Source organism: Nitrosomonas marina (assembly GCF_900110145.1).
GTDB lineage: Bacteria > Pseudomonadota > Gammaproteobacteria > Burkholderiales > Nitrosomonadaceae > Nitrosomonas > Nitrosomonas marina.
On the sequence record NZ_FOCP01000012.1, the window covers coordinates 1 to 24,711 of the forward strand.

The following is a 24,711-nucleotide window of genomic DNA, read 5'->3' on the forward strand; positions in this document are numbered from 1 at the left end:
TGGTTCATGGAAGAACTGTTTAGCGCGCCGTTGCACTGGGGCTTTGTGATACTGGGCTGGGCCGGACTGTTCTCGGGTGGTATAGCTGCGCAGATTATTACGCGCTACTCTAACCTGACGGACGTTATCTGGAACAACCAGAGCAAAGAAATCCTTGACAACCGGATTGTTCCTTGAAGCTGATTAGTTATTGATCATTTAATCCCCCCACTCCCCGCTATTGGCCAGGTTCAATAGCGGGGATATTCGTTAAGAAAATACATTCTGGAAACGATGTATATTCCTGAAATCCGCAAAGCCGGCTTTACAATTTACAAACCATAGCTGGTTTTTTACAGTTTCTGCGAAAGCATGTTTTTGAACTGACATTTTTCGCTGATTTCTCAACATTCAAATTACTCAATCAGGCTGTGAAATTTTTGACAAAGATCATTCTTTTCAGTCATTGATGATATGATCTTAATTGAAAAACGAACAGCAGGAGGTTATATGAGCAACCCAGATTCGAATCATCACCAGTCAACCGATCCGGATTCAAATAATACAGAAGCGAAAAATACTGAAGAAAATTCCATGAAATCAAGCACCAACACCAGCCTTGTCATGCCTGTTGCGCTACTGCTGGTTTTATTGGTGATTCCGTTCTCGATTAACTCCTTCATGCACATGCTGGCGAACAAGAACCAGTTCGTTCATCCGGTCATCATGAAGATTCCTCTAGCCAGCAGTGTTATAACCGCACCGAAAGAAGCGCAGCAATATCAGAGCATTGAAGTCAAGTTACGTGTCAATACGGATCAACTGGCAGAATTTATCAACGAACTTGTTTCCATGTCTTCGGCCGGCACTTCGATACAGGGCATTACCGGCTATGTCTCACCTCAAATGCAGGCAGAAATTGCAGGTGAAAATTTCCGTATCGAGAATCCGGGACCGCAACGGCAAATGTATATTCTAAACGATGCAACTGAATGGACCTGGCAAGTTGCACCGCAATCATCCGGTACACAAAAAATAACTTTTAAAATGCATGTTACCTCGACCGATCGAGACCAACAAAAAACTCACGAAATCGAGCTTGCAGAAGCCAACATAATCGTTGAATCGAATACGCTTATGTGGATGGTTTACAACTGGTGGATTCTTGCTTTAACAGGATTGATATTGTTTGGCGGCTGGAAAGCGTTGCGACGCTACAATATATAGAAAAGACAACAAAACTCACCCGAACACTAACATATATTGCCTTTGATATCCGGGTCTGCCGTCACGTAGACCCCAATCAATCCGACAAGATAAGAAAAAATGTTCACAAAAGTTTCGATACAAGGCAGCTTATCAGGTCATCAATAGGAAAGGCGCAAGCTCAATCATATATGGTCACAGACTATTCCATGTGGCCTGGTCTGCCTTGCAAACTTATCAGTTAATCTGCTTTTCTTTTCTGATATCCAGTTGCTTCCGGCAGAACTGACTTATCGTCAGTTATCGCAGGCAAGAAGATTTCTTCTTGTAGTCGTATTTTCATCAAAGAGATACAGCGCAACAGATAAATAAAAGTGAATGAACAGCGCTTATTCGTTCGGCTGTGATTCTATGACTTCATAATCATGTGTAATATTCACGGTATGCTTTAGCATGATAGAAGCTGAGCAATACTTTTCCGCGGACAGATTAATCGCACGCTCGATCTGTTGACGATTAAGCCTGTTTCCAGTGAGAATGAAATGTAGATGTATTTGTGTAAATACCTTAGGATCGGTTTCCGCACGCTGAGCCTCGATCTCCACAACACAATCGGTTACGTCCTGACGCGCTTTTTTTAATATGAAAATGACATCAAATGTTGTGCATCCACCCAGGCCCATCAATATCATTTCCATTGGGCGCGGCCCCTGGTTTTGCCCGCCAGCCTCTGGCGCTCCGTCCATCAGGACCTGGTGACCGCTGCCCGATTCAGCAAGAAAACTGACGTTCCCTTTCCATCGAATATGTGTTCTCATCATGGTATCTTGTCAAAGAAAAATCGCATGATAGCAATAAAAAAGCCGACGTTGAAACGTCGGCTTGTTAGCACTCGAACTCAGTTTATTTGAGTGACAAAATGAAATCTGCCAGTACTTTGGCATTTTCATCGCTAACCATTGCGTTTGGTGGCATAGGAACCGGTCCCCAGACACCATTGCTGCCATTTTTGATTTTATCGGCCAGATAATCCGAAGCATTCTCTTGTCCGGCATATTTTGCAGCAATCTCTTTCAACGCTGGACCGACAAGTTTAGTATCGACATTATGGCAATTCAGACAACCGCTGTTTTTAGCCAGATCTGCATCAGCGTGTACGCCAGTTGCCAACAGCAGTGCTGAAGCGGCAGCCATACTAATCAAAATTCCTTTCATCTTTCTTTCTTCCTTATTAAAAATTATACAGGAAACACTATTCTACCCTGAACTTCACAGATATGCAGCAACTCTGTAGATTGGAAATCAATGGATAAGCCAATATTCTCCTTGCAAATCCATCTAGCAACTGCGCTAGCCAAATCCTCTGCTCACAGGGTTTTGTTATGACATACGGATAAATCAACAAGTTCCACAATATGGTCTGAAGATGGTGTCAAAAAAGAAGAGTGCACGGCTAACCAGATGATCTGTCGATACGCGCATACAAATCGTGCGCATCCGATTTTTCCACCAGAACATCCACAAAATCACCAACATGCAAAGTATCGGATGGATTGTTGATATAAACGAGACCGTCAATTTCGGGCGCATCGGCGCTGCTCCTTGCGATCGCCTCTCCTTCCTGTATGGAATCAACCATGACGGTGATTCTGCGCCCGATTTTGTTGGCCAGGCGTTGACGACTAATGTCCTCCTGAAGCTGCATGAATCGGGCGTAGCGTTCTTCTTTGACTTCTTCAGCAACAGGATCAGGCAAGGCGTTAGCTGCAGCGCCTTCAACCGGTGAGTATTTAAAACAACCTACCCGATCAAGCTGGGCATCCTGTAAAAACTGCAGCAATTCTTCAAATTCAGATTCCGTTTCACCTGGAAAACCGACTATAAACGTACTGCGCAGCGTAATATCCGGACAAATATGTCGCCACTGCTGGATACGTGTCAGATTATTCTCGACACTCGCCGGTCGCTTCATGGCTTTGAGAATTCGCGAATTGGCATGCTGCAGCGGAACATCGAGATAAGGCAGTATTTTTCCTTCGGCCATCAGCGGAATAACCTCATCGACATGTGGATACGGATAAACATAATGCAACCGCACCCAGACGCCGAGTTCCCCCAGTGCATTTGCAAGTTCCGTCAGGCGCGTTTTAACCGGCCTGCCCTGCCAGAATCCCATACGGAATTTCATATCAACGCCATAGGCGCTGGTATCTTGGGAGATGACCAATAATTCTCTGGTACCGGCATTCACCAGACTCTCCGCTTCCTGCATCACTTGATGTATCGGGCGGCTGATCAGGTCGCCGCGCATCGACGGAATAATGCAAAAAGTGCAGCGATGGTTACAGCCCTCGGATATTTTGATATACGCATAATGTTTCGGCGTCAGCCGGATGCCCTGGGGAGGAATCAGGCTGATAAACGGGTCATGCGGCTGCGGCAAGTGGGCATGAATGGCAGCCATCACTTCTGGCATTGCGTGCGGACCGGTGACAGCGAGCACCTGTGGATGTGCTTCACGGATAATATTGCCATCCTTCTTGGCTCCCAGACATCCTGTGACAATGACTTTGCCATTTTCAGCCAGCGCTTCACCAATTGCGTCGAGCGATTCTTCCACAGCGCTGTCGACAAACCCGCATGTATTGACGACTACCAGATCGGCGGTCTCGTAAGAAGCTGATATCTCGTAACCCTCCGCTCTAAGTTGCGTCAGGATATGCTCGGAATCCACCAGCGCTTTTGGGCAACCCAGTGAAATAAAACCGACTTTGGGTGATGATTGCGATTGTTTTGATAGCGACATGAAAATAATGAAAATGAAATACGTGATAATAAGATGCTAGAATTTTAACCGATTCGACAGACTAACTCTTCAGAATCTCGCAAAAAAATCTTACAGGTCTAAACAATGCATCGATACAATTTTGCCACTGGATTCACTGTTTTATTGCTACTATGGTCGTTGTCTGCCTATTCCGTCCATGCACAGATTGACTGTGGAACACTGCAGCAATGGATCACAATAGACAGCAAACTTTCAATCAATCAGAAACATGTATTTTGTGGTGAGTGGGATCGCAAGCGCCCAAAAGGATTACACTCCAGACCAAACGGTATCAATCCCGATACCGTTGCAGTATTTACGGTACAGGATAAACCCAACGAAGCCGGCATCTATACGGGGCGCTGGTCACACAAGGATAATCCGAATAAAAACAAATTTTCTTCCATGTTTCCTGATAACTGCTCGGTCACGCAGGTTTTAAATTCGATCACTCATGCAGTTACGCATCCATTCCAATGCCCCGCGGGCGCACCCGACTGGACACAATGCGGCTTCAATAAACCCCGAATGACAGAATCTACTGTAGAAAACAATGAACAATACTGCAGCCAGAACGACAGGTTGTTTACCATTGGCTTTGCACCACCGAGGGACGGCAGGGTCAACACAGCTTTTCCACTTTTCGAATGAGACAAGACAACTGCAACTGGCCGGGCCGAATAGCGGACGATCCTTCGCATGATCTTATTGCCGCGTATTTAACGCTGGATATTCAAAAAAGCACGGCATGGGTCGATGAACTGGCTCAGAAAATCAATGAAGTACAATCAGGACGGCTGGCTTCATGGGAACGCACTGGCAATGCCTACTGTCTGTCGGTTTATCCACAGCATGTCGAAATTGAAGCAAACTACGCTGAGGGAGCGGTCAAAACCCAGCGCATCCCCCTGACAATGTTTGCCGAGGCGGTAAAAGCCTGGCAGGCGTGGATCTATCAGCACAACACCGGAAATTGATACGCAGTCTTTCGCGCAAACTGTTTACTGCAGAGGAAAAAACTCCGGCGTTCCAGGCGGTTGCGTGGCAGGCTGATTTACCGTGCAGGCATCTCCGACCCATTGGGCCCGGGTCTGCGCGGTTGCAAAAACCGGTGTGCCCATCACTACACTGTCGAACTCGGTATGACTTGAAAACTGTTCAGGACTGATGAAAACTCCCTCTGCAACGCCATTTCCCTGAAACCGCGCGTTATCGCAAACCAGTTCCAGTTGAAAACGGTCACCACGACGACTGGCATTCTGAACCGAGCAGCCTGACTGGCTATCATAGAAATACGTAGGGATTTCATGCCTGGCCATTGCCGGCGTGATACAAATCTGTGAGATTGCCGCATTATCTTTGATTTCCGGCAAAACCAGTCCATATTGCCCGGCCAGTTCGGTAATCTGGCGCATTTGTCCGGATGGAATATGCGGCACCAGCGACAGCAAATCCGATGTAGTCGTGACTTCCCATAATCCGGGACGAACAGGGTATTGCTCCGCTGCAGCGGGCGTCACCGTAACAGCAAAACAGAAGATAAAGAATAACACTCTACGCATGGCTGATAAAATCCGCATAAGTAAAACCACAGTATCTGAATTTTACGCCGAAAATTTATAGACAGTTACATGAAACTGACTTTCAGGACACAGCAACAGAAAATTTCAGGAAGCAAATGAAAAAGTTTTTATTGATACTAATCTTGGCCGGATTATCCGGATGTGAAACAGTTCCAGACAAGTTTCAACAGTCACACACGGATGACAGGCTGGTCGGTATCTGGACAGGCGAATACGTCGAGCAAGACGGCTCTGTCAGAAGCTGGACACAAACGCGCAAAGCGGACGGCACCTATTCGATTGAATTCCTTTTCATGGAGCCGGATGGCACTATTGAGCGGCAGACTGAAACGGGACGATGGTGGACTCAGGATGAATTGTTTCATGAAATTGCACCACCGGGGATGAAACAGCCGGACAGCTACCGGTATCGTTTTAAAGATGACCGTTGCCTGGAATTCCTACTTGTTGACAGCGAAAATTCGATTGAAGATATCGGTCGTTATAGATTTGTCGAATGTCTCTCCGACGCAGTGGCCCTGAGATTTCATCACGGAAAGATCATGCATTAATTTACTCAATTCGTGCAATCCTGCAGATATTCCCACGCTATCCTGCTGACATAGGGATCGCCCTTGATTGCGGCATGATTTGAAACGTGATCGGCCTGCTTGATTGTCAACACAAACCCATAGCCGTACCTGGGTTCCCTGATCTTTTGCACATCGTTCAGGATCTCCGGTCCAGAGCCAGTGTAGTCCCTAATGGCATCCGGATTCTGTGGTGAATTGCTAGCGTAAATAGCAGGCAGGAATCTTGTGTCGTATGCGAAAATCTGTGTGGCCGTAATATCTGGATAAATCTGGAGTCGATAGTGATAAAGCTGCATGGATGGCCGGGTTTCCGCATTGAGTGCGCGCATCACACAACGCGCCAGTGTGAGAGAATCACCAGCAATCTCTGCCTGATAACGTAACGGTTTGTCTTCTGAAGTAATCAACCCTGCGCATGCGCTAAGCAGCAATGTCAGCGCGGCAGCAGTGGCAAGATAGTTTCTCATAAGTGTCCACACTCCATTCTACATGCTGTATCGTAACAGCATGATCTGCAAACAACAGTCGCACCGGACAATATCAAATAATGTCATGATGCCGGGTAACCCATCCGTCAATCAGGCAACACAAAATATCGGGATGCGCCGCTGGTATCCAGTGCTCAGACTCCATCTCGACAAACTCGATGGCAGGCAGCGCGCCGAACAAGTCCCTGGTTTTTTCCGGATCGGTCATGCTTGTTCCACTGGACTGTATGATCAGACCGGGACAGCGTATCATGGTAACGGGCAGCGGACGCAGTAGCGCTATAAAATTCTTGACATATTGCGAAACTGGCGTGACTTTCAAATTCTGCCAGATCGAACCGTGACGTGACAGCGCCTGTCTTCGCGATTCTGCACTGGCCTGGTGTACCGGATAGTCCAGTTCCCTGAGATCAACAATTTTAAATTTCCTTCGGCGCAATCCGGCGCGCTCAATCAGATTAAACATGAACACAGTGCAATGCAACAGCCAGGTAATGGATTTCAGCCTTGCCAGTATGCCGGTTACCGCATTCGACGCCATCGGTTCAATCAGTATCAATCCAGTGCTGTGTTCTGGATAATGCGCGGCAAAATGCAGCGCAATATTGGCGCCAAGACAATGCCCGACGACAACGGCTTCCTCGCGCTGCTCATGATCAAGCATTGCTGCAAGATCCTTGATCCAGTGCTGAATATCGGCGGTGCCATGCCACATGGATTCTCCATTACCACGCAAATCCGGTCGAAATATCGTCCTGTTCCGGGTAAGTTGCGTATGCTCGATAAAATGCCACCAGCGGGTAGAATTACTGGCCGCCCCATGCAGCAATACAATCGGAACCTTTTTTTGATGCTCCACAGGCTGCCATCGCCGGTACATTAATGTAACGCCGTCATAGCTGCGGAAGTAACGTTTCTCGTCCATGCATTTTTAGCCGCACCCTTATCTTTATAATTTATTGCACAAGATTTTATAAATCAAGCGCGTCGAAATCACAAGTATGCTATTCATACAAACAAAATGATGCTGACATCTTCAAGCATCGACATACCTAAAATACCGAATACGAATTGACCTGCCATTTTTTGAAGGCTATTCTTCAGTTATGGTTACTAAATTCTCATATAGCCAAGAATATACTACCGAGCAGGAAGATACGACAAATATCGACAATAGATTGCAACATCATTAACGTTAGTTCTCACCAGCTTTTGGAGGAGAAGCCTCATGAATAATCAGATTTTAAAATTTTCATATCAATTGATTGTTGCGGCAGCTTTCCTGGTCGGAAATTCAATTATCATGGCCGGAGATATTCAGCCGCATTGCGCGTACCTGCCGATCGATATCGGTAAGTATGGCAAGCAGCCGTTTCGGAATCCGCCGGAAATCCGCGCGGAAAACGGCCAACTGAACACAACATTTACAGTTCAGTATACCGATGGCGAAACCACCACGCTGGGCGGATGTCCGCTGAAACTGAGAACTTACAACGGCGAGTTAACCGGGCCGACTTTACGTGTCAGCCAGGGTGATGTGATTAACCTGATGCTGAAGAACCGCCTGCCAAAGGAAACGCCCGACCAAATCCAGGCCCAGTTCGAACAGGAAAACCAGAATGCCTATCTCGACACCACGCCGGCTTCGTACAATACCACCAACGTACATTACCACGGCATGCATGTATCGCCCGTCGGCAACAGCGACAACGTGCTGCTGGCAATTCCGCCGCAAAGCGACTTCGGGTATGAAGTGAAAGTACCGGCCGATCACCCGATTGGCTCGTACTGGTATCATGCACATGCACATGGTTCGACAGCGATCCAGGTCGGCAGCGGCATGGCGGGCGCACTGATCGTCGAGGACGATCCCGAAGAGATACCTGCAGCGCTGAAAGCAGCGAACGCCAGCGAGAAGATTTTTGTGTTGCAGACAATCCTGTACGACCAGCAGGGCGAGCTCAACAACATTACCAGCCTGTTTCCCGGTCCGTCAAACCCCACGCCGGAAAACTGCAACGATCAGGGTGAAATGGATACCTGGCACTGCTCGCGCCGCCATATCACCATCAACGGTCAGATTGTCCCGATTATCTCCATGAAGCGCGGTGAAGTGCAGCGCTGGCGGCTGATTGATACCGCGTTCCGCGAATCGATTTTCTTTGCTGTCGAAGATCATGACCTGCACGAGATCGCGCTGGACGGCAATTACCTTGGGCGTGTCGATAGCTGGAAAGCAGGTACACCGATCGAACTTCAATCGGGTTACCGCAGCGATGTGCTGATCAAGGCCAACATGAAATCCGGCGATTACCGCATTATCGACCAAACGGCTTCCAGCAAAAAATCGCTACGCCAGATCAACGAGCCGGAAAATCTGCTCGCCATTCTCAGAGTTACCGAAGAAACCGATGACATGGCACTGCCGACCAGTAAGGAAATGGCGCCGCTTGCGCCATTTGGCGATACTGATCTGCGCAATGAAGCCGTCGGCGTGCAAGAGGTCGTGTTCAAGCTTGGCCAGGACGTAAAAGGCAAAAAAAACTACTTTCAGGTTAATTACCGTGCATTCAATCCGGATCATATACGCCAGCTGGAACTCGGTTCGGTTGACATGTGGTCGTTGACGACTGTCGGGGACCCGGCAGCCATTCCCAACGCCATACCGCCGACACCGCATGTATTCCACATTCATGTCAACCCGTTCCAGTGGGAACGAAACGGGCCTGACGGCAAGCCCCAGATGGTCTGGAAAGATACGCTGCTGGTGCAGGGACCGGCGGTAACCAATATCTATACAAAGTATCGCGATTACATCGGAAAATTCGTCATTCATTGCCACATACTCGATCATGAAGATCTGGGCATGATGGAAGTTCAGGAAGTCGTCAATACGCCGGTTGCACAGACGCATTGACATTTCAGAACCTGCTCAGGATCTCACCGAAGCGTATCGCTGCGTTAAAATCGCGCTTAAAATGCTCACATACTTTGTGTATGCTCCGTTTTTTTGCTCAATTTTGCCTGGCGCTGCATCTCTTGATCAAGATCTGGAACAGGTTATGCTTGCTCACAATTAATAAACCATGGTTGACGACCGATCAGGCTATTCGAGGTGAATGATGAGTAACAGAAAAAAATTGTCGCGTTATCAACGCGTCCAGCAGATTCTGGATCAATCGCAGGGGCCGTGCATTCCGGATTACCAGGGACTTGGAGCTTTCTGGCGGGACTTGAGCACACTCAAAACAGCCGAATTGTACGGTCAGCGTCTGATCGCATCCGAACCGGATGAATCCGACCATCAGCCGGACAGTCTCGGTGGTAAAAGCTGTTGCGGTGAGGGCGACGGTATGGTTGACTCTCTTGCCGCCAGTGAATCGGCATTGAACCAGGCGCTGATCCCCGGTGGCAGCGACGCGACTGTAGGTGAATGCTGGCCGACCGGCGGCAAGAATCCGGCCCAGCAGACCGCCAGCAGTCTTGCCGGCAATACTGACCGAACGGCTGAGCAGGGCTATCAGACGCGCAGTGATCGATCCGCCCTGATCAAAGGCCTGCGCAAACAGTTTCCTTTTGACGGCAGTCAGTTTCCGCCCTTACTCTGGCAGGCGGAAAATGCAGTCAGCCCTTCGGATATTGACTTTATCGCAACGTGGATCGATGACGGCTGTCCCGAATCGGACGACCGTCAAGACAATTCTGATGAAAGTACCGGCACGCAAATGGGTTACGGGCTCACACAGTCCGGCGCGTCAATACTTGCCCTGGCCAGAGGCGATGCGCTGCATACGGTTTCCGCCAAGCATTGCAACGCAATCAGCGATGATGTGCAGAGCTTGAAGATCAGAAAAGAGGTGAGCACGCTGTCTGCAAATGAGCTGTCGCTGCTGCGTGAAGCACTGGCCTGTATGTACACCTATGATCCACATATATTTGATGAACGCAGTTTTAACTACTGGGCGCGCATCCATACCGATTCGTGTCAGCATGGCTGGGAACAGTTTCTGCCGTGGCACCGGCTTTATCTGTATTTCTTCGAACAAACGCTGCAGGATTACGATGCATGTATCACGCTGCCCTATTGGTCGTGGAGCGATTATGCCGACGTCAACCGTGCTACGTATAATACTGAGCAACTCGATATGGGTATACTTCCCGAAGCGTACGGCTGCTTTCTCGATGCCGCAGGCCTTGCCGCGCTGAAGGACAGCGGGCTGTTCAGTGACAGCGAATTGGCTAGTCTCGCCAGACTGCAGAAAAAAGGAACAATCTATAATTCCGGTCTGCGCTTTCTCAAAGCGGCCAAAATTGATTACACCTTGAAGCTCAGCGTCGGCAAGGTGATGTGGTCGGATAAAGTCAACGCGATTTATGCCGAACTGCGCCGCGCTAATCCGCTGTGGTTTCCGAACCGCTGGCCGGGTTCGCTGGGCATTGCAACGCATTATCCCACTGCTGCAAATGTGCAGGGTATTCTGTCGTCAAACAACTGGAACCAGTTCGGCGGCGGCCCTGTGTACGATCATCATTTTGGCTGGCTGGAAGAAATGCATAACGGCATGCATAATTTCTCGGGCGGACAGAATCCCGCGTTTTTATCGGCTGCCAGAGCCATTGGTGTGGATAATCCCGACCCGCAAAACAGTTTCAATCCGAACTACGGCTACATGACGGATAATCGTGTCACCGCTTTTGATCCGATTTTCTGGGCGCATCATGCGAATGTTGACCGGCTATGGGCTGTCTGGCAGGAGGCGCATCCAGGCCTTGATCCTGAAGACCTGGACGGCATACTGCCACCCTGGTCGATGAATGTAGGCGATACACTCAGCACGCGCAAACTGGGTTACGAATATATGCGGGACAGCTACCACTACCCGGTGAGCGGACAGCAGGGGTTGCTGCGGTTCAACGCTGAGAAAGCCGGCGTTAAACCACAGGTACTCGATACGTTTCGTAAAGCCGAGATACGCCTGCACCGCATGCACGTCGCCAATCTGTTCAACGCCGTCATTCGCGTATTCCTCAACGCCCCTGACGCCACGGTAGCAACGTCGGTGGACAATAACCCGCATTTTGTCGGCCAGGTCACCACGTTTCACGGTTCGTGTTACGGCGGGCCCGGGCACTGCGATAAACCGCTGCCCAAAACGCGCAGGTTTGATCAACGTCCTTTGCACCATCATGAACCGCGCAACTTCCGTATTGACGCAACCGAGGCGGTGCAGCGCATGCTGGCGAACGGCGAGACTGATATCAGCGTACATCTGGTCGTCATGGGGCTCGATGGCAAACCCATGGATGACGCAGTGTTTATTGACGGTGTTTCTCTTAATTTCATGGATTAGACCTGGAGAAAATAAACATGCAAACGTTTAAAATTCACCCGGCCATCGGCTGCGCGCGCATCGGCAACAGCGACGATTTTTACCTCGCGCCCGAGCAGACCGGCGCACTACCGATCGAATGCGATGAACAGGGACGTGAAATTATCGATGATAACGGGCTGCCTGTTCGCGTCAACCAGTTTAAAGAAACGGGTAACCTTGGCCGCATCAAACGTCAGGCTGCGCGTTTTCGTATTTTTGTATACGAAGAAAACCAGCTGGACAGTGACCGGGAATTGAAAATCGGCGATAAATTCCAGTTTCCATTAAACACATCAACGACCGGACCGCAAATGGTGGAAGGCACGGTTATCGATATCGAATGGACCGTGCATCTGGCCAATAAAAAGGCATCTTGGTATGCATTCAGCGAAAATGACGGCAAGCATGGCTACAGGCCCGATCATCCCCTGCGCAATCCGCAGGTCACACAACCTGACCAGCGGCGTCAGTTGATTATCGATCCCGGGCCGCGCACAATTTCCGGCGATAATGACAAGGCATCATTCTCTCAGAACGACGGCAACGCTTACCCGCAGCGTTTTCCGCCACCGGATATTCAACCGTACAGTATCAATTCTCTGGGCGACATGATGGTTAATGAAGATAGCGATCATCACCGGCGCCTGGTCGTGCTGGGCGGTTATGGGCGCTCCGGTTTCAAAGACGCTGACGGCAGCACGATACCGGTTATCAGCAATTACGCCAATAATGACGGCTGGTATGACGATGTCTCCGACGGTCCGGTACGGGCGAAAATCAGATACAGCTATATCCATCGCTATACCGACGCGCAGGGCAAACCGGTCAGAGAAAAAAAATTTTCAACAGTTGACGTGAACGCGTCAGCCTGGCTGCTTGTAGGCTATCCATCGTATGCGCCTGAAATCGAAGACATGATCACCATGGATGAAGCGATTTATGATTTATCGGTGCGTCATTTTGCTTACGAACCCGCGTTGTATGGCGTAGCGCCCTTCGACCGGCAGAGCAATCAACCGCAGACAACAGAACAATGGGCTGTATGGCGCAATAATGCCGCATACAATCCGGAATACTATCCCCATTTTTTCAGGGATATCTGGCCTATCTTCAACCGGCCGGACAATTACAGCTTCACGTATGATTTTGATCCTTTTGGAGGCGGTGTACCACATAACCGCGGCACCGGTGGCAATCTGGATAAAGCGGCCTTGTCACAGCCGCCTAAAAACGGACACGACCCTAACCGGCAGCATCGAGAATTTATTTATGCGATCATGCGCAAGCAGGGACAGGAAAATCTTTATACCGTCCCCGACGATCTGAATCAGCGCTACGTTGTATCATTTACCAACTCGGCTTCAAAGCCGCGTCTGATGCCAATGCTGAACGGTGATAATCCTATCAGCAATACGGTGACGGATAAATTTCTGCGCATGACTGATACCCAATTGTTTTTCCTGAAGCAATGGATGGAAGGCAAGTTTATTAATGAATGCGATGAATGGGGAGCAACCAATGCTGTCTGCGACAACCCCTGGGCCGTCCCACCCAAAACCGGTAGCGCGATTGATCGCGGTGTACTGGGCAACGTACTGGGTGGTGCGTTCTGCCCCGGCGCCGAGGTCGGATGGATCATGCTCAATCCGGCTATTTACAGCAGCGCTTATCGTATCCATCAGGCTGCATACATTGCTGGCGGCCTCAGTATTCCGGCTCCAGTGGCCATCAAAGACGGCAGCCAGGCCGACGACATAGCCAGAGGAATGGAGCCGGGCGATCTGACCAAGTACATGGGGTTGCCGTGGCAGGCGGATTTTCACGAATGCACCGATCAGAACATCAATGTCACTTATGAAATGTGGAATGACATTTACCCTGACAGTACCGGCGATCCGGTGAAACAGGATCTCGCGTACAACATACCCTGGTGGCCTGGACACCGGCCAATAGTTATTCAGAAAGCGGATGGCGGGCAATACTACTGGACATCGGGTATTTCGAATAACAATGCCGGGAGTGTGCAGATGGTGCGCGACTGGGTCAATCTCGGCTTTATCAAATTTGATTCCAATGACGACAACCCCGGCTATTATCAGATAGAACGAAATGACCAGGCACTTGGACCGCAGTTAAAACCAGGAGAGCGAACATTGGGCGGTGATATAAAAGCAAGCAAGGGAGATCCTGACAATGAATAATGTCACAGCATGCGTATCACCTATTCTGGTCGGTACATGGACTTACCGAAGCTTTTTCTGAGCAATCCCGATGTAAATGCCGGTTTTGATACGCTTGAATTCGGCCGAGGCACTATCCGTATCGATTCGGGACCGATGCAGACATTCGCCGGTTTGATTTATGGCCCTGGCTGGGAGCTGAAACTGAAAGGATCAATCGGTTATGGCAATCCATTCAACGTGCAATTTCAGGGGATCGGCATCGTGAACGGTGCACAGTGGATATACGATTATCTGGGATATCTGGTTCCCGAATGGCCCAACGGCAATGATCAGCGGCCGGCGCTGGTAGGTTCAATTGTACGCGCAATACCGCACCCTACCGGTCCGGGCGGAAAATCAACCGCACCGGCCGGCGTAGTAGCACAATGGATCGCAGTTAAAGAGGACAGCGACAATTAGTTCCAGGCATTTATACGCAGATGTCGTCATTATCGGAGCGGGGGTCGCAGGTTGCGCTGCGGCAATTGCGTTACGGCAACAGTTACCTGACCTGACAGTTCTGCTGCTTGATCGTAAAAGTCAGTCGGCGCAATCCTTTAACATTGGGGAAACACTGCCCCCACAAACAATGCCGCTATTGCAGCAACTGGGAATATCAGAAAACTTCCTAGCGCGCGGCGACCTGGTCGCTCTTGGCACGCGGTCCATCTGGGGCAGCGAGCAAATCAATGAGTACCCATTCTGGTATTCCAGTTATGGTCATGGCTGGCATATTGATCGGGCATCATTTGACGACTGGCTAGTGCGACAAGCTGAAAATGCAGGTGCAACTGCGCTATTTGGCGTAACTGTGAGCGGCACGCCGAAATATCGTCATGGCTGGCATTTGACGGCAAACCATGCCACCGCCTCGGCGTTCACCATTCAATCATCGCTGGTAGTCGACGCAAGTGGAAGCAGTAGTTCTTTTTCCCGCAGGATGGGAATCAGCACGGACAAACTCGATCAGCTGACAGGAAGTTTCTGTTTTTTTCAAGTCCAGGCGAATGATACCGTGCATGGTGTTGACAGCTTCACGCTGGTTGAAAGCAGCGATATTGGGTGGTGGTATTCAGCCCCTTTACCACAAGGGCTGTGGGTTGCAGCGCTGATGACCGACAGCGATCTCGCCCGTGATGTAAATGTGTTTGATGAAACTGGATGGTTCAAGGCCCTGGCACATACCCGCCTTACGCGCACCCGCTTTGATATCAAAAAGCCGTTGACACCTCTACGCGTTAAACCGGCACGCAGTCAGCGCCAGCAACAATTCTGTGGACGGGGCTGGTATGCAGTGGGTGATGCGGCATCCGTCTTCGATCCACTGTCGTCGCTTGGTATATTCAAAGCGCTGCGTCATGGCCTGCTGGTTTCATATGCAATCAGGGATGAATTACAGGACAAACCGAATGCAGCACAAAAATTTCAATGGCTGCTTGAATCGGAATTCAGGCACTATCTGCACATGCACCGGCAGTATTATCAACTTGAAAAACGTTTTATGCAGGCACCATTCTGGTTGCGCCGGCAGCGACCGGCGTTTGCCAGAAATGTATAATTATGACTGAATTCGCTGTACGCCGTCCGTAACCAACCAGTTTTTAGGGCCCGGCCGAGTGTGAATGCCAGGGCGCCACTTCGCTCGCGCTGATCAGTTTGTGCTTACTGATTTTGAAATTATCGAAATTAGCCTGCTCAAGCGCACTGATCAGGTATTCACCGGCCGCGACATGTAACTTGATCTGTCCCTGTCCTACCGAAACAATATGATCGCCGTTTTTCTGCATACGCACACTGAAGCGCGTGCCAAGATCTTCAATCAGTGCCTCACCGACTTTTATACGAAAATCATCTGCCTGCTTTTTCTTGATATCAAAATAAGCACTTCCTCTGAATAACTCTATGCGCAGCGGCTCGAAATCGGTAACTGCACAAGAACTGCCATGATCGAGCGATACATCTATCTCCGGTGTCAGGGAAACAGTAAGATGTTCTTGAGCTCCAGTTTCATGAAAACGGATGCTTTGCGGTCTGGACAAATACCAGGAAAACAATCCCAGCATTACGCAGAGACAGAGAAGTGCAAAATGAAACAGCAGCTGCTTCCAGCTGAGTTTAACGGCTTTTGATTTAGAATCGGATTCTTTTTGTTCAGGCATGTTACAAAATACCTTAAAAAAACAAACGACAATTATAACGGGCACGTACTGGCAATTCCAGTTATTCAATCCAGGCACACCATGTAACATGCACCCGTCATGACGTCATGTTTACTGTATCAGACCGTCAATGGCTGGATTTCAAATTTTGTGCATCTGATTGATATCTAGTCTGAACTTGATAGGTTGCATGGCATGCAACACACTTTTTCATCGTTTCACTTAACTGTCCCAGCGTATGCCTGGGGTTTTTCAGCGATTCAGCATCCATCGCAATCTGATCAAAATCACGATGAACTGACATTCCAAGTTGCATAAACTCGCCGGGTAACACACCGCCAAGCTGACCCTCGGCTTTGTGAGTCATACGGGTACCGAGTGACTGTGCATGCTGTGCGACAGCTGTCATATTCTCTTCGGAGAGCGAATAAAGAATTTGCTGTGTTCCAGACAACAAGGCGCGCATTTCCTCAAGAATATGCATACGCTGCATTGCGTTCACTTCAAGAATCTGGCGCTTGTCCGAATCATTGGCTTGAGCGACAACGACAACCATACTGAAAATACACGCTATTACAATTTTCATATTAATCCGTAAAGAAAAAGAATTTTTATTGCGGCTGCATGCAGGTCTCAGATATTTGCAGCTGATCAATCAAACACCCGCATTCTCGTCATAAACGCGTTTCTGCGATTTGCTAGTCGTCCTCAAACTCGACCAGCGTCCCGTCCTCCTCCACTTTAATTTCTACTTGATCGCCGTCGGGCTTTGTTATCTTTGCCTCATAAACGGTGATGGTTTTTTTCTTTGATTTTTTTTCGATTTCTTCTATTTTTCCACCATGCAAATGAGACGCGATTGTATGCTGGACTCTAGCTGGTACCTTGGGCCACTCAATTTTTTCCTCGCTGAATAAACTGGCAGAACCATTTGATGAGAAAAACAGAATTGCTACCGAAACAAGTACAAACACGCTAATTTTCATTTTAATTTTCCTTATTAATTACGTTAACTTCGGTATATTGAAAAACTCAAAGACAGTCGGACGACAGACAAATAACCGCTGACGCTAACGCTTCTTTCTGTAAATTACACAACAAATTGATTTGATAGATTGCTTTATCTAAGTGAAAATATCAGTCAATTGGTCTTCGCAACATCGCTAACTGATATCCTGCCGTATGGTCGTTTAAACATTAAATAATCTCACTTGTGCTGCTCCGCTTCTGCCAAGAGCCAGTCCTCCAGTTCGTGCCCCGGTTCAAAGCCGCGAGCCTGCGCCTTATAATAAGCGGACACGGCAATACGGGCATTTCTTTCTGTTTCGGCCGACTCAATCAACCCGATTTCCGGCTTGCTGTCATTGATGACAGATAATTTATTGTTTGTGTTTCTGGTGCGCTTGAGTTGCTCTTTATCTGATTCCATTTCAACTCCTTGCTAAAAACTAAGCCTATCTCTATCTATTAGTCAACAGATAACCACCTGCATAACAGTGATAGCGTTTGTTTGGAGGAAACGGCTGCCAAAAAGCAGTTTTCAGCAGTTTTCGGTATACTGCAGGGCAAATAACTGGCCCGTATGAAACAGCAGGCAGCTACACCTGCTTTACAATGATGACACCGAATATGCTTTTTAACAGCCCGTTTTGCGCAAAACGTGAACGTTTACGCCGAGAAAACCTGCGTTACTCGTAAAATGCTATAACGCGATAGTGAAATAGCCACTACCCACGTATCCAAATTAGTAATTACCGGGCTCACTCGATCCATTCTCACGCTCATCCAGAATATTCTGGCTAGGAGGGTACTGGCCAGGCTTTGGTTCACCACATGCAACTAATAATAATCCTGCAACAATCGCAACAAACACTGCATTTTTCATGGTTCTGATCCCTGTTGATGGAGTTTTAAACAAATAACGTCAATAATGCAAATAGAAGCGAAAGAACCGCATAGCGCGTTGAAAACGACAAGCGCACCAGCAATCGACCAAAACATCCAACCCAGAATCGAACTTACTGATTATCCGTATCCGACGATTTGAACTATATCGTTCAGCAAGCCCAGATTGAGCAGATGCTCAAGCAATCGTTATCAAGCGAAAATCAGCAGAAAAAATGACAAAGCTATTACGCATTATTCCTTTATCAGAGCTGCACCGCCAAAATAATGAATTGCTCGCAAACACTCTAGGTCAGACAAAGCAAGAAATATATTAGGGAAACCATTATTCTTTACTAAGCGTAACCATTAGATAGTTTTCACGCACCGACCGAATAATCGATACGATACTATTTGCTTGCTTTAATTGATTTCGAATCGCAAAACAGGATTTCACACTATATGAGGCAAGCAGGCCGGGACAATCAAACCGCGCTTAACACATCCGCCGGCACAATGGGTTGTGCGAATTTCGGCGGTCTCGGAATACAGATAAAACAGCGTTTCCTGACCGCTCACCGTTTCGAACCGCCGTGCCGCGCCAGTATCTGCTCGCCAAACAGGCTGGCCGTCATTTCGACGGCGATTTCTGCGGTCTGGTTGCGAATATCCAGTGCCGGATTGATTTCCACGAGATCCAGGGAGCCGAACAGGCCTGTGTCGTAGATCATCTCCATGCATAACTGTGCTTCACGGTAATCGGGACCACCTTTGACCTGCGTGCCGGTACCCGGTGCGATCAACGGATCGAGAAAATCGATATCAAAACTGACATGCAAGTGCCCGCCCCGCGCTTTGACTTTGTCCAGAACCTCATCCATAACCGCACGCATGCCGGTTTCATCAATTCGACGCATATCGTAAATTTCGAGTCCCGCGGTCAGAACAGCCTGTTTTTCAATACGATCGATAGAGCGCACACCAATCAGTTGAAAACTGTCCACGGCAACAGAGGCGTTGCCCGGCCCCATGTTACGCAGCATTTCCGAATCAGGGTCAGTCAGTAGCGCTACGGGCATACCGTGCAGATTGCCCGAGGGTGAAGTGGTCGGTGTATTGAAATCTGCATGTGCATCAAGCCAGAGTATTGTCAGTGGAATATCGCGCTCACGACAATATCGCGCAACACCGGAAACTGACCCGATTGCTATGGAGTGATCGCCACCCAGCACAACAGGGCATTGTCCTGCCGAGAGGGTTTCATAAACCTGTTCAGACAATGTGCGGAACCATGCCACTGCCGTATCGAAATGGCGATAGCCGTTACTGAATACTTCTCCTGTCGCTTTTGGCCCTTTAATATCACCCATGTCCACTACTCGCCCGCACAAACGCTGCAGTACTGTGTAAATACCGGCCACGCGCAAAGCTTCAGGTCCCATGGAGCAACCACGGCGGCTGGCCCCCAAATCAGTTGGTATGCCGATTAATGCGGGAGTTGTTTTAGCCATCAGACGATAATTCAGGAATGATGCGTTCCAGCGCCCAGTCCACTTCGGTTTCCGTGATAATCAATGGAGGAGCAAAACGAATGGTGGACTCATGCGTTTCTTTAACCAGAACTCCTCGCTGCTTCAACGCATCGCAGAAAACTCTGACATTACCGGCCTCTGGATGAAAATCTACCGCCATCATTAATCCACGGCCGCGAATTTCCCGGATGAACGGATTCCGAATGGCTTCAAGTCCCTTCATAAAACGTTTTCCCATTTGTTCGGCATTCTCAATCATACCTTCCTCAATCAACACTTTTAGCGCCATTCTCGCCACCGCGCATGCAACCGGATTGCCACCATATGTGCTGCCATGCTGTCCGGGCTGGAGAACGCCCAGCGTTTCACTATTGGACAGCACAGCGGAAACCGGATACATACCACCTGACAAAGCCTTTCCAATCAGCGTGATATCCGCCTCAATGCACTCATGTTCTTCTGCCAGCAGTTTACCGGTTCGACCCAGTCCGGTCTGAATCTCATCCAGTATCAGAACGACCCGATTGCGGTTGCAGATTTCACGCACCTGCTTCAGATAACCATCAGGTGGAATAATGACTCCGGCCTCCCCTTGTATCGGCTCAACCAGAAATCCTGCGGTATTCGGTGTTATGGCCTGCTCCAGGGCCTGCGCGTCACCAAAAGGTATTGTCTTGAACCCACGCGTAAACGGGCCAAAGTGACGCCGCGAATTATCATCCGTACTGAACCCGACCAAAGTAATCGTGCGACCGTGAAAGTTGTTCTCGCATACAATGATTTCAGCCTGGTCTGGCGGAATACCCTTGACCTCATATCCCCATTTGCGTACCACTTTCAGGGCGCTCTCAACGGCCTCGGCACCACTGTTCATCGGCAGTACTTTGTGCGCGCCTGTCAATGCGCAGATATCTTCATAAAAACCAGCCAGCTGGTCATTATGAAAGGCCCGTGAAGTCAATGTCAGTCGTTGAGACTGCTCAACCAGCGCCTTATAAATACGCGGGTGGCAATGCCCCTGGTTCAGGGCCGAATACGCAGACAGGCAATCCAAGTATTTACGTCCCTCAATATCCCAGACCCACACCCCTGCACCGCGGGACAGTATTACATCCAGCGGCGCATAGTTATGAGCGCCAAGCTCGTTTTCCACGGCCAGCAACTGCTCATGAGATTGTTGACGCGAATAGCTCATCGGCAATTCCTTTAAATTAAATAAGTGGTTATTGTACAGACAGCTACAATCGATTTATGCCTGAAAAGCTTATCACACCCTGTTCAGAAAAGGGATGATTACAGATTGTTTTACAAGCGCTTGTCTCGGTAGGTACAACAGCACTACAGACCTGTCAGCACGTAACGTCTCAAACAAATAAAGGTAGTCGGCGAATCAGACACAAGGTTCCTGCGCGACAAAATGTCACATTGTTTCGATACACTTTGACGTGATAATCAGGTTGCGTGGGCAAATTCATCGCTCTACTAAAGTTTTTACTGTTTAGGATTGCTCTTTAATCCTGCCTTGACCGGAATTCACCGGGAACAGACTATTGAGACGTAATATAAGATACAGAGAACAGAATTCACTACAGCAGAAAAACAGCTGACTGATTAACTGTCTGAAAAATTTTATATGTACAGAATACGTGTTTGCCCGTATTTAATTTCCCAGGTATTTTCGGTATCTTACTGTTCTCGGCTTTATTAATCGAAACACCTGTATCTGGTTTTCACCAGGCTAATATTGACGGTGCATATGATTATCAACCTAGCCTGTTACGCTAAAATGGTAGCATCCGGTTTTTTTCTGTTGCAACGGCTTATAATAAAATGACAGATAATAGTTTTAATACGTTTTGACAATCAATTGTGGAGGTCATATGAAACTGATTTTAATACTTGCTTTTTTTATGTGTGCACAGGCGTATGCGTCTGAGGATACGCGCGACCATCCTGATGGTGAAAGCGAAAGAGTACAGGAACATAAAAGTAAAGAACATGACAGTGGCAAGCATGGTGACGACCATGAACATGGCGGCATGAAACATGGCGATGACAGCCATGATGGCGATCATGGTCACGGGCACAAGGGCATGAAACATGACGGCGACGACCACGGCGGAGGGCATGGTCACGGACATGGTGGCGACAAGCACGGCGACCACGGTGACGATCATGGCCATGGCGGCGGCCATGGACATGGTCATGGCGGCAAACTGGATGAAACCCGCCTCAAACAATTTTTTGAACCACTGCCTGAATCCATAATCGATGAGCAGAAAAATGCTGCACTGATCAAGCTGGGAAAAAAACTTTACATGGATCCACGATTATCTGTGAATGACAAGATTTCGTGTAATTCATGTCACAGCCTCAGCAATTTTGGCGTGGATAATGAGCCGACATCTCCGGGCCATGAAGGCAAACGTGGCGATAGAAATTCCCCAACAACCATGAATGCGGCGCTTCATATTGCTCAGTTCTGGGACGGTCGTGCCGCGGATGTCGAGGAGCAGGCACTGGGACCGATATTGAACCCGGTTGAAATGGGGATGCCCAGCGAAGAAGCTGTCGTCAATAAACTGAAAGGCATCGCCGAATATAAGGCGTTGTTCGCCGAAGCATTTGGCAATGAAAAAGATCCGCTGAAATACAAAAACATCGGAGTTGCAATCGGCGCTTTCGAACGAACGTTGCTAACCCCGTCACGGTTTGATGATTTTCTCAGAGGTGACAAGAACGCACTCAGTAAAAATGAAAAAAGAGGTTTGAAGAAATTCATTAACATGGGTTGCGTCAATTGTCATAATGGCGCAGTCATTGGTGGCAACTCCTACAAAAAAATCGGTCTGGTAGTGCCCTATGAAACTTCGGATATGGGTCGATACGGGGTTACCGGGCTTGAAAACGACAAAAAGGTTTTTAAGGTGCCGAGTCTTAGAAACATTACCCAAACAGCGCCGTATTTTCATGATGGTTCAGTCGAGACACTGGATGAAGCGATTGAACTCATGGCTAAACATCAGCTGGGGCGCGATCACGTCGGCCATGGTATGATTAGGGATATCAAAGCCTTTTTGGGTTCTCTGACAGCCAAAAGCGCCGAGTAAACACTAACGATAGATACTGGAAGCACGCACTGTTGAATGTACGCTACCGCTTCGGCCGCGCGTGCGCCTTTTGTTAAAATCAGTAACTGGTCCGGCACCTCAAAAATACAATAGTTTTGTCATTCCTCCTGCGCGATACTTTTTATGATGTAACCGCCTGATTTCTCATCGTGTTCCAACTCCATCAAGTTGCTGTCCCGAGCTGCCTCGAGGAGCTTCCCAAAAGTTCGAAATCCGTGATAGGTTTCATTGAAGCCCGGCTTACGCCGCTTTATTGTCTGCTTGACCATGGATCCCCAGACTTTTTCTTCGGCACCGCGTTCTTCGAATAAGTCCTCAACGGTTTCCATAACCAGATCCAGCGCTTCCTGCTTTTTATCTTCTTCGGACTGGGTACTTGCCTGCGGCGCAGTTTTCTTGGCTGTGGATTTGCGCTTTGCCTTGCGCTGTTTCTCTGTTTCGCGAATCAGATCGTCGTAATAAATAAATTCGTCGCAATTGGAAATCAACAGATCGGACGTGGATTTTTTTACACCGACACCGATGACCACCTTATTGTTTTCACGCAACTTGCTAACCAGTGCCGAAAAATCGGAATCGCCACTGATGATAACAAAGGTATCAACATGCGCTTTGGTATAACAGAGATCGAGGGCATCGACAACCATGCGAATGTCTGCCGAATTTTTGCCCGATTGACGCACGTGTGGAATTTCTATCAGCTCGAAAGCCGCTTCATGCATGGCCGCCTTGAATTCTTTGTAACGTTCCCAGTCGCAATATGCTTTTTTTACAACAATATTACCCTTGAGCAATAGCCGTTCGAGCACTTTTTTAATATCGAAAGCAGCATACTTGGCATCCCGCACACCCAGCGCGATGTTTTCAAAATCACAAAACAATGCCATGTTTTGTGTCTTGGCGTCTGCTGCCATATTTTCTCCGATTGTTAGTTATACGCGCTGAAGCGTAACACATACTGGTTACTGATCAAACCATCAGCCGTTGTCGATAGCGTTAGACGACGCTCTCCAGTGCAGGCCGGTATTTTTCTCTGGCGTTCCCAATCACCGGATCGCCGTGGCCCGGAAGGACATGATTGAACTCATAACTCAGCAGATCACTGACTTCTCTGCTATCGACACCAGAATACTTGAGCCAGCCGGGTCCAATATGATAAGGGTGAAAAAACCCCAGGGTCTTCATCATTACTTTGGCCAGCCAGTTATGATACTCATCCGGATGGGGTGTATTCTGCAGTGAATCCGCAGTTATCAGGATACCGCCGTTTTGTTCGAGTCTCAAAACAGCTTCGGGCGGCCGGGCGGATTGAAACCAGATCAGCGAAGCATTGGTTATGGGTAACCGATCACCAACATCCAGCACGACATCAGCCTGCATGTAACCCGTTTCGAAATCATCAGGCAGATTACTGATTTTATGTGTATAAACATGGCCTTTCAGCGCATACACAGTTGCATGATACTGCGATTTGTAAAAAGCATCGTCTCTGCCGTGGAATCCGCCAATTCTGATTACAGTGCTTATTTTTCCAAGGCTCTCCAGTGCCTGCATTCCCGATTCAGATAACCGTATCGGATTGATCAGAACCAGTTCATCGTTTTCTTTGATAACTGTCATAGACCGCGAGATATGCATGGGCAAAAACATGGCCATTTTGAGTTGCCCTTTCACAAACCAGATGTTTTCAAACAACTGCACGATGCTGCCATGAATTGATGGTGGATGGATGACGCATCTTTCCTTTTTCATAAAT

General features: G+C 48.5%; 26 protein-coding genes. 11 read left to right on the forward strand and 15 right to left on the reverse strand.

What is annotated here, in order from left to right; all coding sequences use genetic code 11:
• Both BMX44_RS09380 and BMX44_RS09385 read left to right on the forward strand, forming a co-directional pair.
• The coding region (locus BMX44_RS09380) for a methane monooxygenase/ammonia monooxygenase subunit C (RefSeq protein WP_218143949.1) at nucleotides 1–177 on the forward strand (177 nt) is incomplete at its 5' end.
• A gap of 312 nt (nucleotides 178–489) precedes the next feature.
• The gene (locus BMX44_RS09385) at nucleotides 490–1,206 is read left to right on the forward strand and encodes a hypothetical protein (protein WP_090631883.1); all 717 of its coding nucleotides are present in this window, start codon (nucleotides 490–492) and stop codon (nucleotides 1,204–1,206) included.
• Nucleotides 1,207–1,574: 368 nt separating this feature from the next.
• On the opposite strand, the gene BMX44_RS09390 is transcribed toward BMX44_RS09385, so the two are convergent.
• The 3 genes from BMX44_RS09390 to rimO all read right to left on the reverse strand — a co-directional run bounded on the left by BMX44_RS09390 (nucleotide 1,575) and on the right by rimO (nucleotide 3,991).
• Nucleotides 1,575–2,003 (reverse strand): OsmC family protein, encoded by a 429-nt coding sequence (locus tag BMX44_RS09390; protein ID WP_090631886.1) that lies wholly within the window; start codon nucleotides 2,001–2,003, stop codon nucleotides 1,575–1,577.
• 85 nt (nucleotides 2,004–2,088) lie between these two features.
• Complete coding sequence (locus tag BMX44_RS09395) at nucleotides 2,089–2,400, reverse strand: c-type cytochrome (RefSeq protein WP_090631890.1); 312 nt, start codon at nucleotides 2,398–2,400, stop codon at nucleotides 2,089–2,091.
• A 238-nt stretch (nucleotides 2,401–2,638) separates the two neighbouring features.
• Complete coding sequence (rimO, locus tag BMX44_RS09400) at nucleotides 2,639–3,991, reverse strand: 30S ribosomal protein S12 methylthiotransferase RimO (protein ID WP_090631894.1); 1,353 nt, start codon at nucleotides 3,989–3,991, stop codon at nucleotides 2,639–2,641.
• Between the two features lie 105 nt (nucleotides 3,992–4,096).
• Here rimO and BMX44_RS09405 point away from each other — a divergent pair, with 105 nt between their 5' ends.
• Both BMX44_RS09405 and BMX44_RS09410 read left to right on the forward strand, forming a co-directional pair.
• Entirely contained in the window at nucleotides 4,097–4,663 is a 567-nt protein-coding gene (locus tag BMX44_RS09405; RefSeq protein ID WP_090631898.1) for an EndoU domain-containing protein, read from the forward strand.
• The gene (locus tag BMX44_RS09410) at nucleotides 4,660–4,989 is read left to right on the forward strand and encodes a YacL family protein (protein ID WP_090631901.1); all 330 of its coding nucleotides are present in this window, start codon (nucleotides 4,660–4,662) and stop codon (nucleotides 4,987–4,989) included. The genes BMX44_RS09405 and BMX44_RS09410 overlap by 4 nt, the downstream gene beginning before the upstream one ends.
• Before the next feature lie 24 nt (nucleotides 4,990–5,013).
• Here BMX44_RS09410 and BMX44_RS09415 read toward each other — a convergent pair whose 3' ends face one another.
• Nucleotides 5,014–5,574 carry a DUF3617 domain-containing protein gene (locus tag BMX44_RS09415; protein ID WP_090632198.1) on the reverse strand — a complete coding sequence of 187 codons (561 nt, stop codon included), beginning with the start codon at nucleotides 5,572–5,574 and terminating at the stop codon, nucleotides 5,014–5,016.
• A 116-nt stretch (nucleotides 5,575–5,690) separates the two neighbouring features.
• Between BMX44_RS09415 and BMX44_RS09420 the strand changes: the two genes are divergently transcribed.
• Nucleotides 5,691–6,146, forward strand: a complete 456-nt coding sequence (locus tag BMX44_RS09420; protein ID WP_090631905.1) for a hypothetical protein — start codon at nucleotides 5,691–5,693, stop codon at nucleotides 6,144–6,146.
• 5 nt (nucleotides 6,147–6,151) lie between these two features.
• Here BMX44_RS09420 and BMX44_RS09425 read toward each other — a convergent pair whose 3' ends face one another.
• A complete protein-coding gene (locus BMX44_RS09425) occupies nucleotides 6,152–6,634 on the reverse strand; it encodes a hypothetical protein (RefSeq protein ID WP_090631908.1) in 483 nt (160 codons plus the stop codon).
• A gap of 73 nt (nucleotides 6,635–6,707) precedes the next feature.
• Nucleotides 6,708–7,580 (reverse strand): alpha/beta fold hydrolase, encoded by an 873-nt coding sequence (locus BMX44_RS09430; protein WP_090631911.1) that lies wholly within the window; start codon nucleotides 7,578–7,580, stop codon nucleotides 6,708–6,710.
• A 303-nt stretch (nucleotides 7,581–7,883) separates the two neighbouring features.
• Between BMX44_RS09430 and BMX44_RS09435 the strand changes: the two genes are divergently transcribed.
• The 5 genes from BMX44_RS09435 (at nucleotide 7,884) to BMX44_RS09460 (ending at nucleotide 15,807) form a co-directional block, all read left to right on the forward strand.
• Nucleotides 7,884–9,572, forward strand: coding sequence for a multicopper oxidase family protein (locus tag BMX44_RS09435; protein WP_090631915.1), 1,689 nt, complete (start codon nucleotides 7,884–7,886; stop codon nucleotides 9,570–9,572).
• 205 nt (nucleotides 9,573–9,777) lie between these two features.
• On the forward strand, nucleotides 9,778–12,006 hold the full coding sequence (locus BMX44_RS16550) for a tyrosinase family protein (RefSeq protein WP_177167720.1): 2,229 nt from the start codon (nucleotides 9,778–9,780) through the stop codon (nucleotides 12,004–12,006).
• Nucleotides 12,007–12,023: 17 nt separating this feature from the next.
• Nucleotides 12,024–14,228, forward strand: coding sequence for a LodA/GoxA family CTQ-dependent oxidase (locus BMX44_RS09450; RefSeq protein WP_090631924.1), 2,205 nt, complete (start codon nucleotides 12,024–12,026; stop codon nucleotides 14,226–14,228).
• A gap of 36 nt (nucleotides 14,229–14,264) precedes the next feature.
• Nucleotides 14,265–14,669 carry a hypothetical protein gene (locus BMX44_RS09455; protein ID WP_218143950.1) on the forward strand — a complete coding sequence of 135 codons (405 nt, stop codon included), beginning with the start codon at nucleotides 14,265–14,267 and terminating at the stop codon, nucleotides 14,667–14,669.
• 28 nt (nucleotides 14,670–14,697) lie between these two features.
• On the forward strand, nucleotides 14,698–15,807 hold the full coding sequence (locus BMX44_RS09460; RefSeq protein WP_281246246.1) for an NAD(P)/FAD-dependent oxidoreductase: 1,110 nt from the start codon (nucleotides 14,698–14,700) through the stop codon (nucleotides 15,805–15,807).
• Between the two features lie 43 nt (nucleotides 15,808–15,850).
• On the opposite strand, the gene BMX44_RS09465 is transcribed toward BMX44_RS09460, so the two are convergent.
• From BMX44_RS09465 to rocD, 7 genes are all read right to left on the reverse strand, one after another.
• Complete coding sequence (locus BMX44_RS09465; RefSeq protein ID WP_177167721.1) at nucleotides 15,851–16,408, reverse strand: FecR domain-containing protein; 558 nt, start codon at nucleotides 16,406–16,408, stop codon at nucleotides 15,851–15,853.
• A 127-nt stretch (nucleotides 16,409–16,535) separates the two neighbouring features.
• Nucleotides 16,536–16,994, reverse strand: a complete 459-nt coding sequence (locus BMX44_RS09470; protein WP_090632207.1) for a condensation domain-containing protein — start codon at nucleotides 16,992–16,994, stop codon at nucleotides 16,536–16,538.
• Between the two features lie 112 nt (nucleotides 16,995–17,106).
• Nucleotides 17,107–17,394 carry a hypothetical protein gene (locus tag BMX44_RS09475; protein ID WP_090631936.1) on the reverse strand — a complete coding sequence of 96 codons (288 nt, stop codon included), beginning with the start codon at nucleotides 17,392–17,394 and terminating at the stop codon, nucleotides 17,107–17,109.
• 221 nt (nucleotides 17,395–17,615) lie between these two features.
• On the reverse strand, nucleotides 17,616–17,837 hold the full coding sequence (locus BMX44_RS09480) for a DUF2934 domain-containing protein (RefSeq protein ID WP_090631940.1): 222 nt from the start codon (nucleotides 17,835–17,837) through the stop codon (nucleotides 17,616–17,618).
• A 315-nt stretch (nucleotides 17,838–18,152) separates the two neighbouring features.
• Nucleotides 18,153–18,293 (reverse strand): hypothetical protein, encoded by a 141-nt coding sequence (locus tag BMX44_RS16820; RefSeq protein WP_177167722.1) that lies wholly within the window; start codon nucleotides 18,291–18,293, stop codon nucleotides 18,153–18,155.
• Nucleotides 18,294–18,867: 574 nt separating this feature from the next.
• Nucleotides 18,868–19,803, reverse strand: a complete 936-nt coding sequence (gene rocF / locus BMX44_RS09485) for an arginase (protein WP_090631946.1) — start codon at nucleotides 19,801–19,803, stop codon at nucleotides 18,868–18,870.
• Complete coding sequence (gene rocD, locus BMX44_RS09490) at nucleotides 19,796–21,019, reverse strand: ornithine--oxo-acid transaminase (protein WP_090631949.1); 1,224 nt, start codon at nucleotides 21,017–21,019, stop codon at nucleotides 19,796–19,798. The genes rocF and rocD overlap by 8 nt, the downstream gene beginning before the upstream one ends.
• Before the next feature lie 685 nt (nucleotides 21,020–21,704).
• On the opposite strand from rocD, the gene BMX44_RS09495 reads away from it, so the two are divergent.
• Nucleotides 21,705–22,934 (forward strand): cytochrome-c peroxidase, encoded by a 1,230-nt coding sequence (locus BMX44_RS09495; RefSeq protein WP_245738890.1) that lies wholly within the window; start codon nucleotides 21,705–21,707, stop codon nucleotides 22,932–22,934.
• Between the two features lie 119 nt (nucleotides 22,935–23,053).
• Here the strand turns inward: BMX44_RS09495 and BMX44_RS09500 are convergent, their stop codons facing one another.
• Both BMX44_RS09500 and BMX44_RS09505 read right to left on the reverse strand, forming a co-directional pair.
• The gene (locus BMX44_RS09500; protein WP_090631953.1) at nucleotides 23,054–23,869 is read right to left on the reverse strand and encodes an NYN domain-containing protein; all 816 of its coding nucleotides are present in this window, start codon (nucleotides 23,867–23,869) and stop codon (nucleotides 23,054–23,056) included.
• A gap of 82 nt (nucleotides 23,870–23,951) precedes the next feature.
• Complete coding sequence (locus BMX44_RS09505) at nucleotides 23,952–24,707, reverse strand: hypothetical protein (protein ID WP_090631956.1); 756 nt, start codon at nucleotides 24,705–24,707, stop codon at nucleotides 23,952–23,954.
• Between the last annotated feature and the right edge of the window lie 4 nt (nucleotides 24,708–24,711).

Coding starts and splice junctions, on each gene's coding strand:
- rocD (WP_090631949.1), bottom strand. CDS start 21,019: ATGAGCTATTCGCGTCAACAATCTCATGAGCAGTTGCTGGCCGTGGAA.
- BMX44_RS16550 (WP_177167720.1), top strand. CDS start 9,778: ATGAGTAACAGAAAAAAATTGTCGCGTTATCAACGCGTCCAGCAGATT.
- BMX44_RS09430 (WP_090631911.1), bottom strand. CDS start 7,580: ATGGACGAGAAACGTTACTTCCGCAGCTATGACGGCGTTACATTAATG.
- BMX44_RS09465 (WP_177167721.1), bottom strand. CDS start 16,408: ATGCCTGAACAAAAAGAATCCGATTCTAAATCAAAAGCCGTTAAACTC.
- BMX44_RS09450 (WP_090631924.1), top strand. CDS start 12,024: ATGCAAACGTTTAAAATTCACCCGGCCATCGGCTGCGCGCGCATCGGC.
- BMX44_RS09395 (WP_090631890.1), bottom strand. CDS start 2,400: ATGAAAGGAATTTTGATTAGTATGGCTGCCGCTTCAGCACTGCTGTTG.
- BMX44_RS09455 (WP_218143950.1), top strand. CDS start 14,265: ATGGACTTACCGAAGCTTTTTCTGAGCAATCCCGATGTAAATGCCGGT.
- BMX44_RS09425 (WP_090631908.1), bottom strand. CDS start 6,634: ATGAGAAACTATCTTGCCACTGCTGCCGCGCTGACATTGCTGCTTAGC.
- BMX44_RS09475 (WP_090631936.1), bottom strand. CDS start 17,394: ATGAAAATTAGCGTGTTTGTACTTGTTTCGGTAGCAATTCTGTTTTTC.
- BMX44_RS09470 (WP_090632207.1), bottom strand. CDS start 16,994: ATGAAAATTGTAATAGCGTGTATTTTCAGTATGGTTGTCGTTGTCGCT.
- rimO (WP_090631894.1), bottom strand. CDS start 3,991: ATGTCGCTATCAAAACAATCGCAATCATCACCCAAAGTCGGTTTTATT.
- BMX44_RS09435 (WP_090631915.1), top strand. CDS start 7,884: ATGAATAATCAGATTTTAAAATTTTCATATCAATTGATTGTTGCGGCA.
- BMX44_RS09410 (WP_090631901.1), top strand. CDS start 4,660: ATGAGACAAGACAACTGCAACTGGCCGGGCCGAATAGCGGACGATCCT.
- BMX44_RS09415 (WP_090632198.1), bottom strand. CDS start 5,574: ATGCGTAGAGTGTTATTCTTTATCTTCTGTTTTGCTGTTACGGTGACG.
- BMX44_RS16820 (WP_177167722.1), bottom strand. CDS start 18,293: ATGAAAAATGCAGTGTTTGTTGCGATTGTTGCAGGATTATTATTAGTT.
- BMX44_RS09500 (WP_090631953.1), bottom strand. CDS start 23,869: ATGGCAGCAGACGCCAAGACACAAAACATGGCATTGTTTTGTGATTTT.
- BMX44_RS09390 (WP_090631886.1), bottom strand. CDS start 2,003: ATGAGAACACATATTCGATGGAAAGGGAACGTCAGTTTTCTTGCTGAA.
- BMX44_RS09495 (WP_245738890.1), top strand. CDS start 21,705: ATGAAACTGATTTTAATACTTGCTTTTTTTATGTGTGCACAGGCGTAT.
- BMX44_RS09385 (WP_090631883.1), top strand. CDS start 490: ATGAGCAACCCAGATTCGAATCATCACCAGTCAACCGATCCGGATTCA.
- BMX44_RS09405 (WP_090631898.1), top strand. CDS start 4,097: ATGCATCGATACAATTTTGCCACTGGATTCACTGTTTTATTGCTACTA.
- BMX44_RS09505 (WP_090631956.1), bottom strand. CDS start 24,707: ATGAAAAAGGAAAGATGCGTCATCCATCCACCATCAATTCATGGCAGC.
- rocF (WP_090631946.1), bottom strand. CDS start 19,803: ATGGCTAAAACAACTCCCGCATTAATCGGCATACCAACTGATTTGGGG.
- BMX44_RS09480 (WP_090631940.1), bottom strand. CDS start 17,837: ATGGAATCAGATAAAGAGCAACTCAAGCGCACCAGAAACACAAACAAT.
- BMX44_RS09420 (WP_090631905.1), top strand. CDS start 5,691: ATGAAAAAGTTTTTATTGATACTAATCTTGGCCGGATTATCCGGATGT.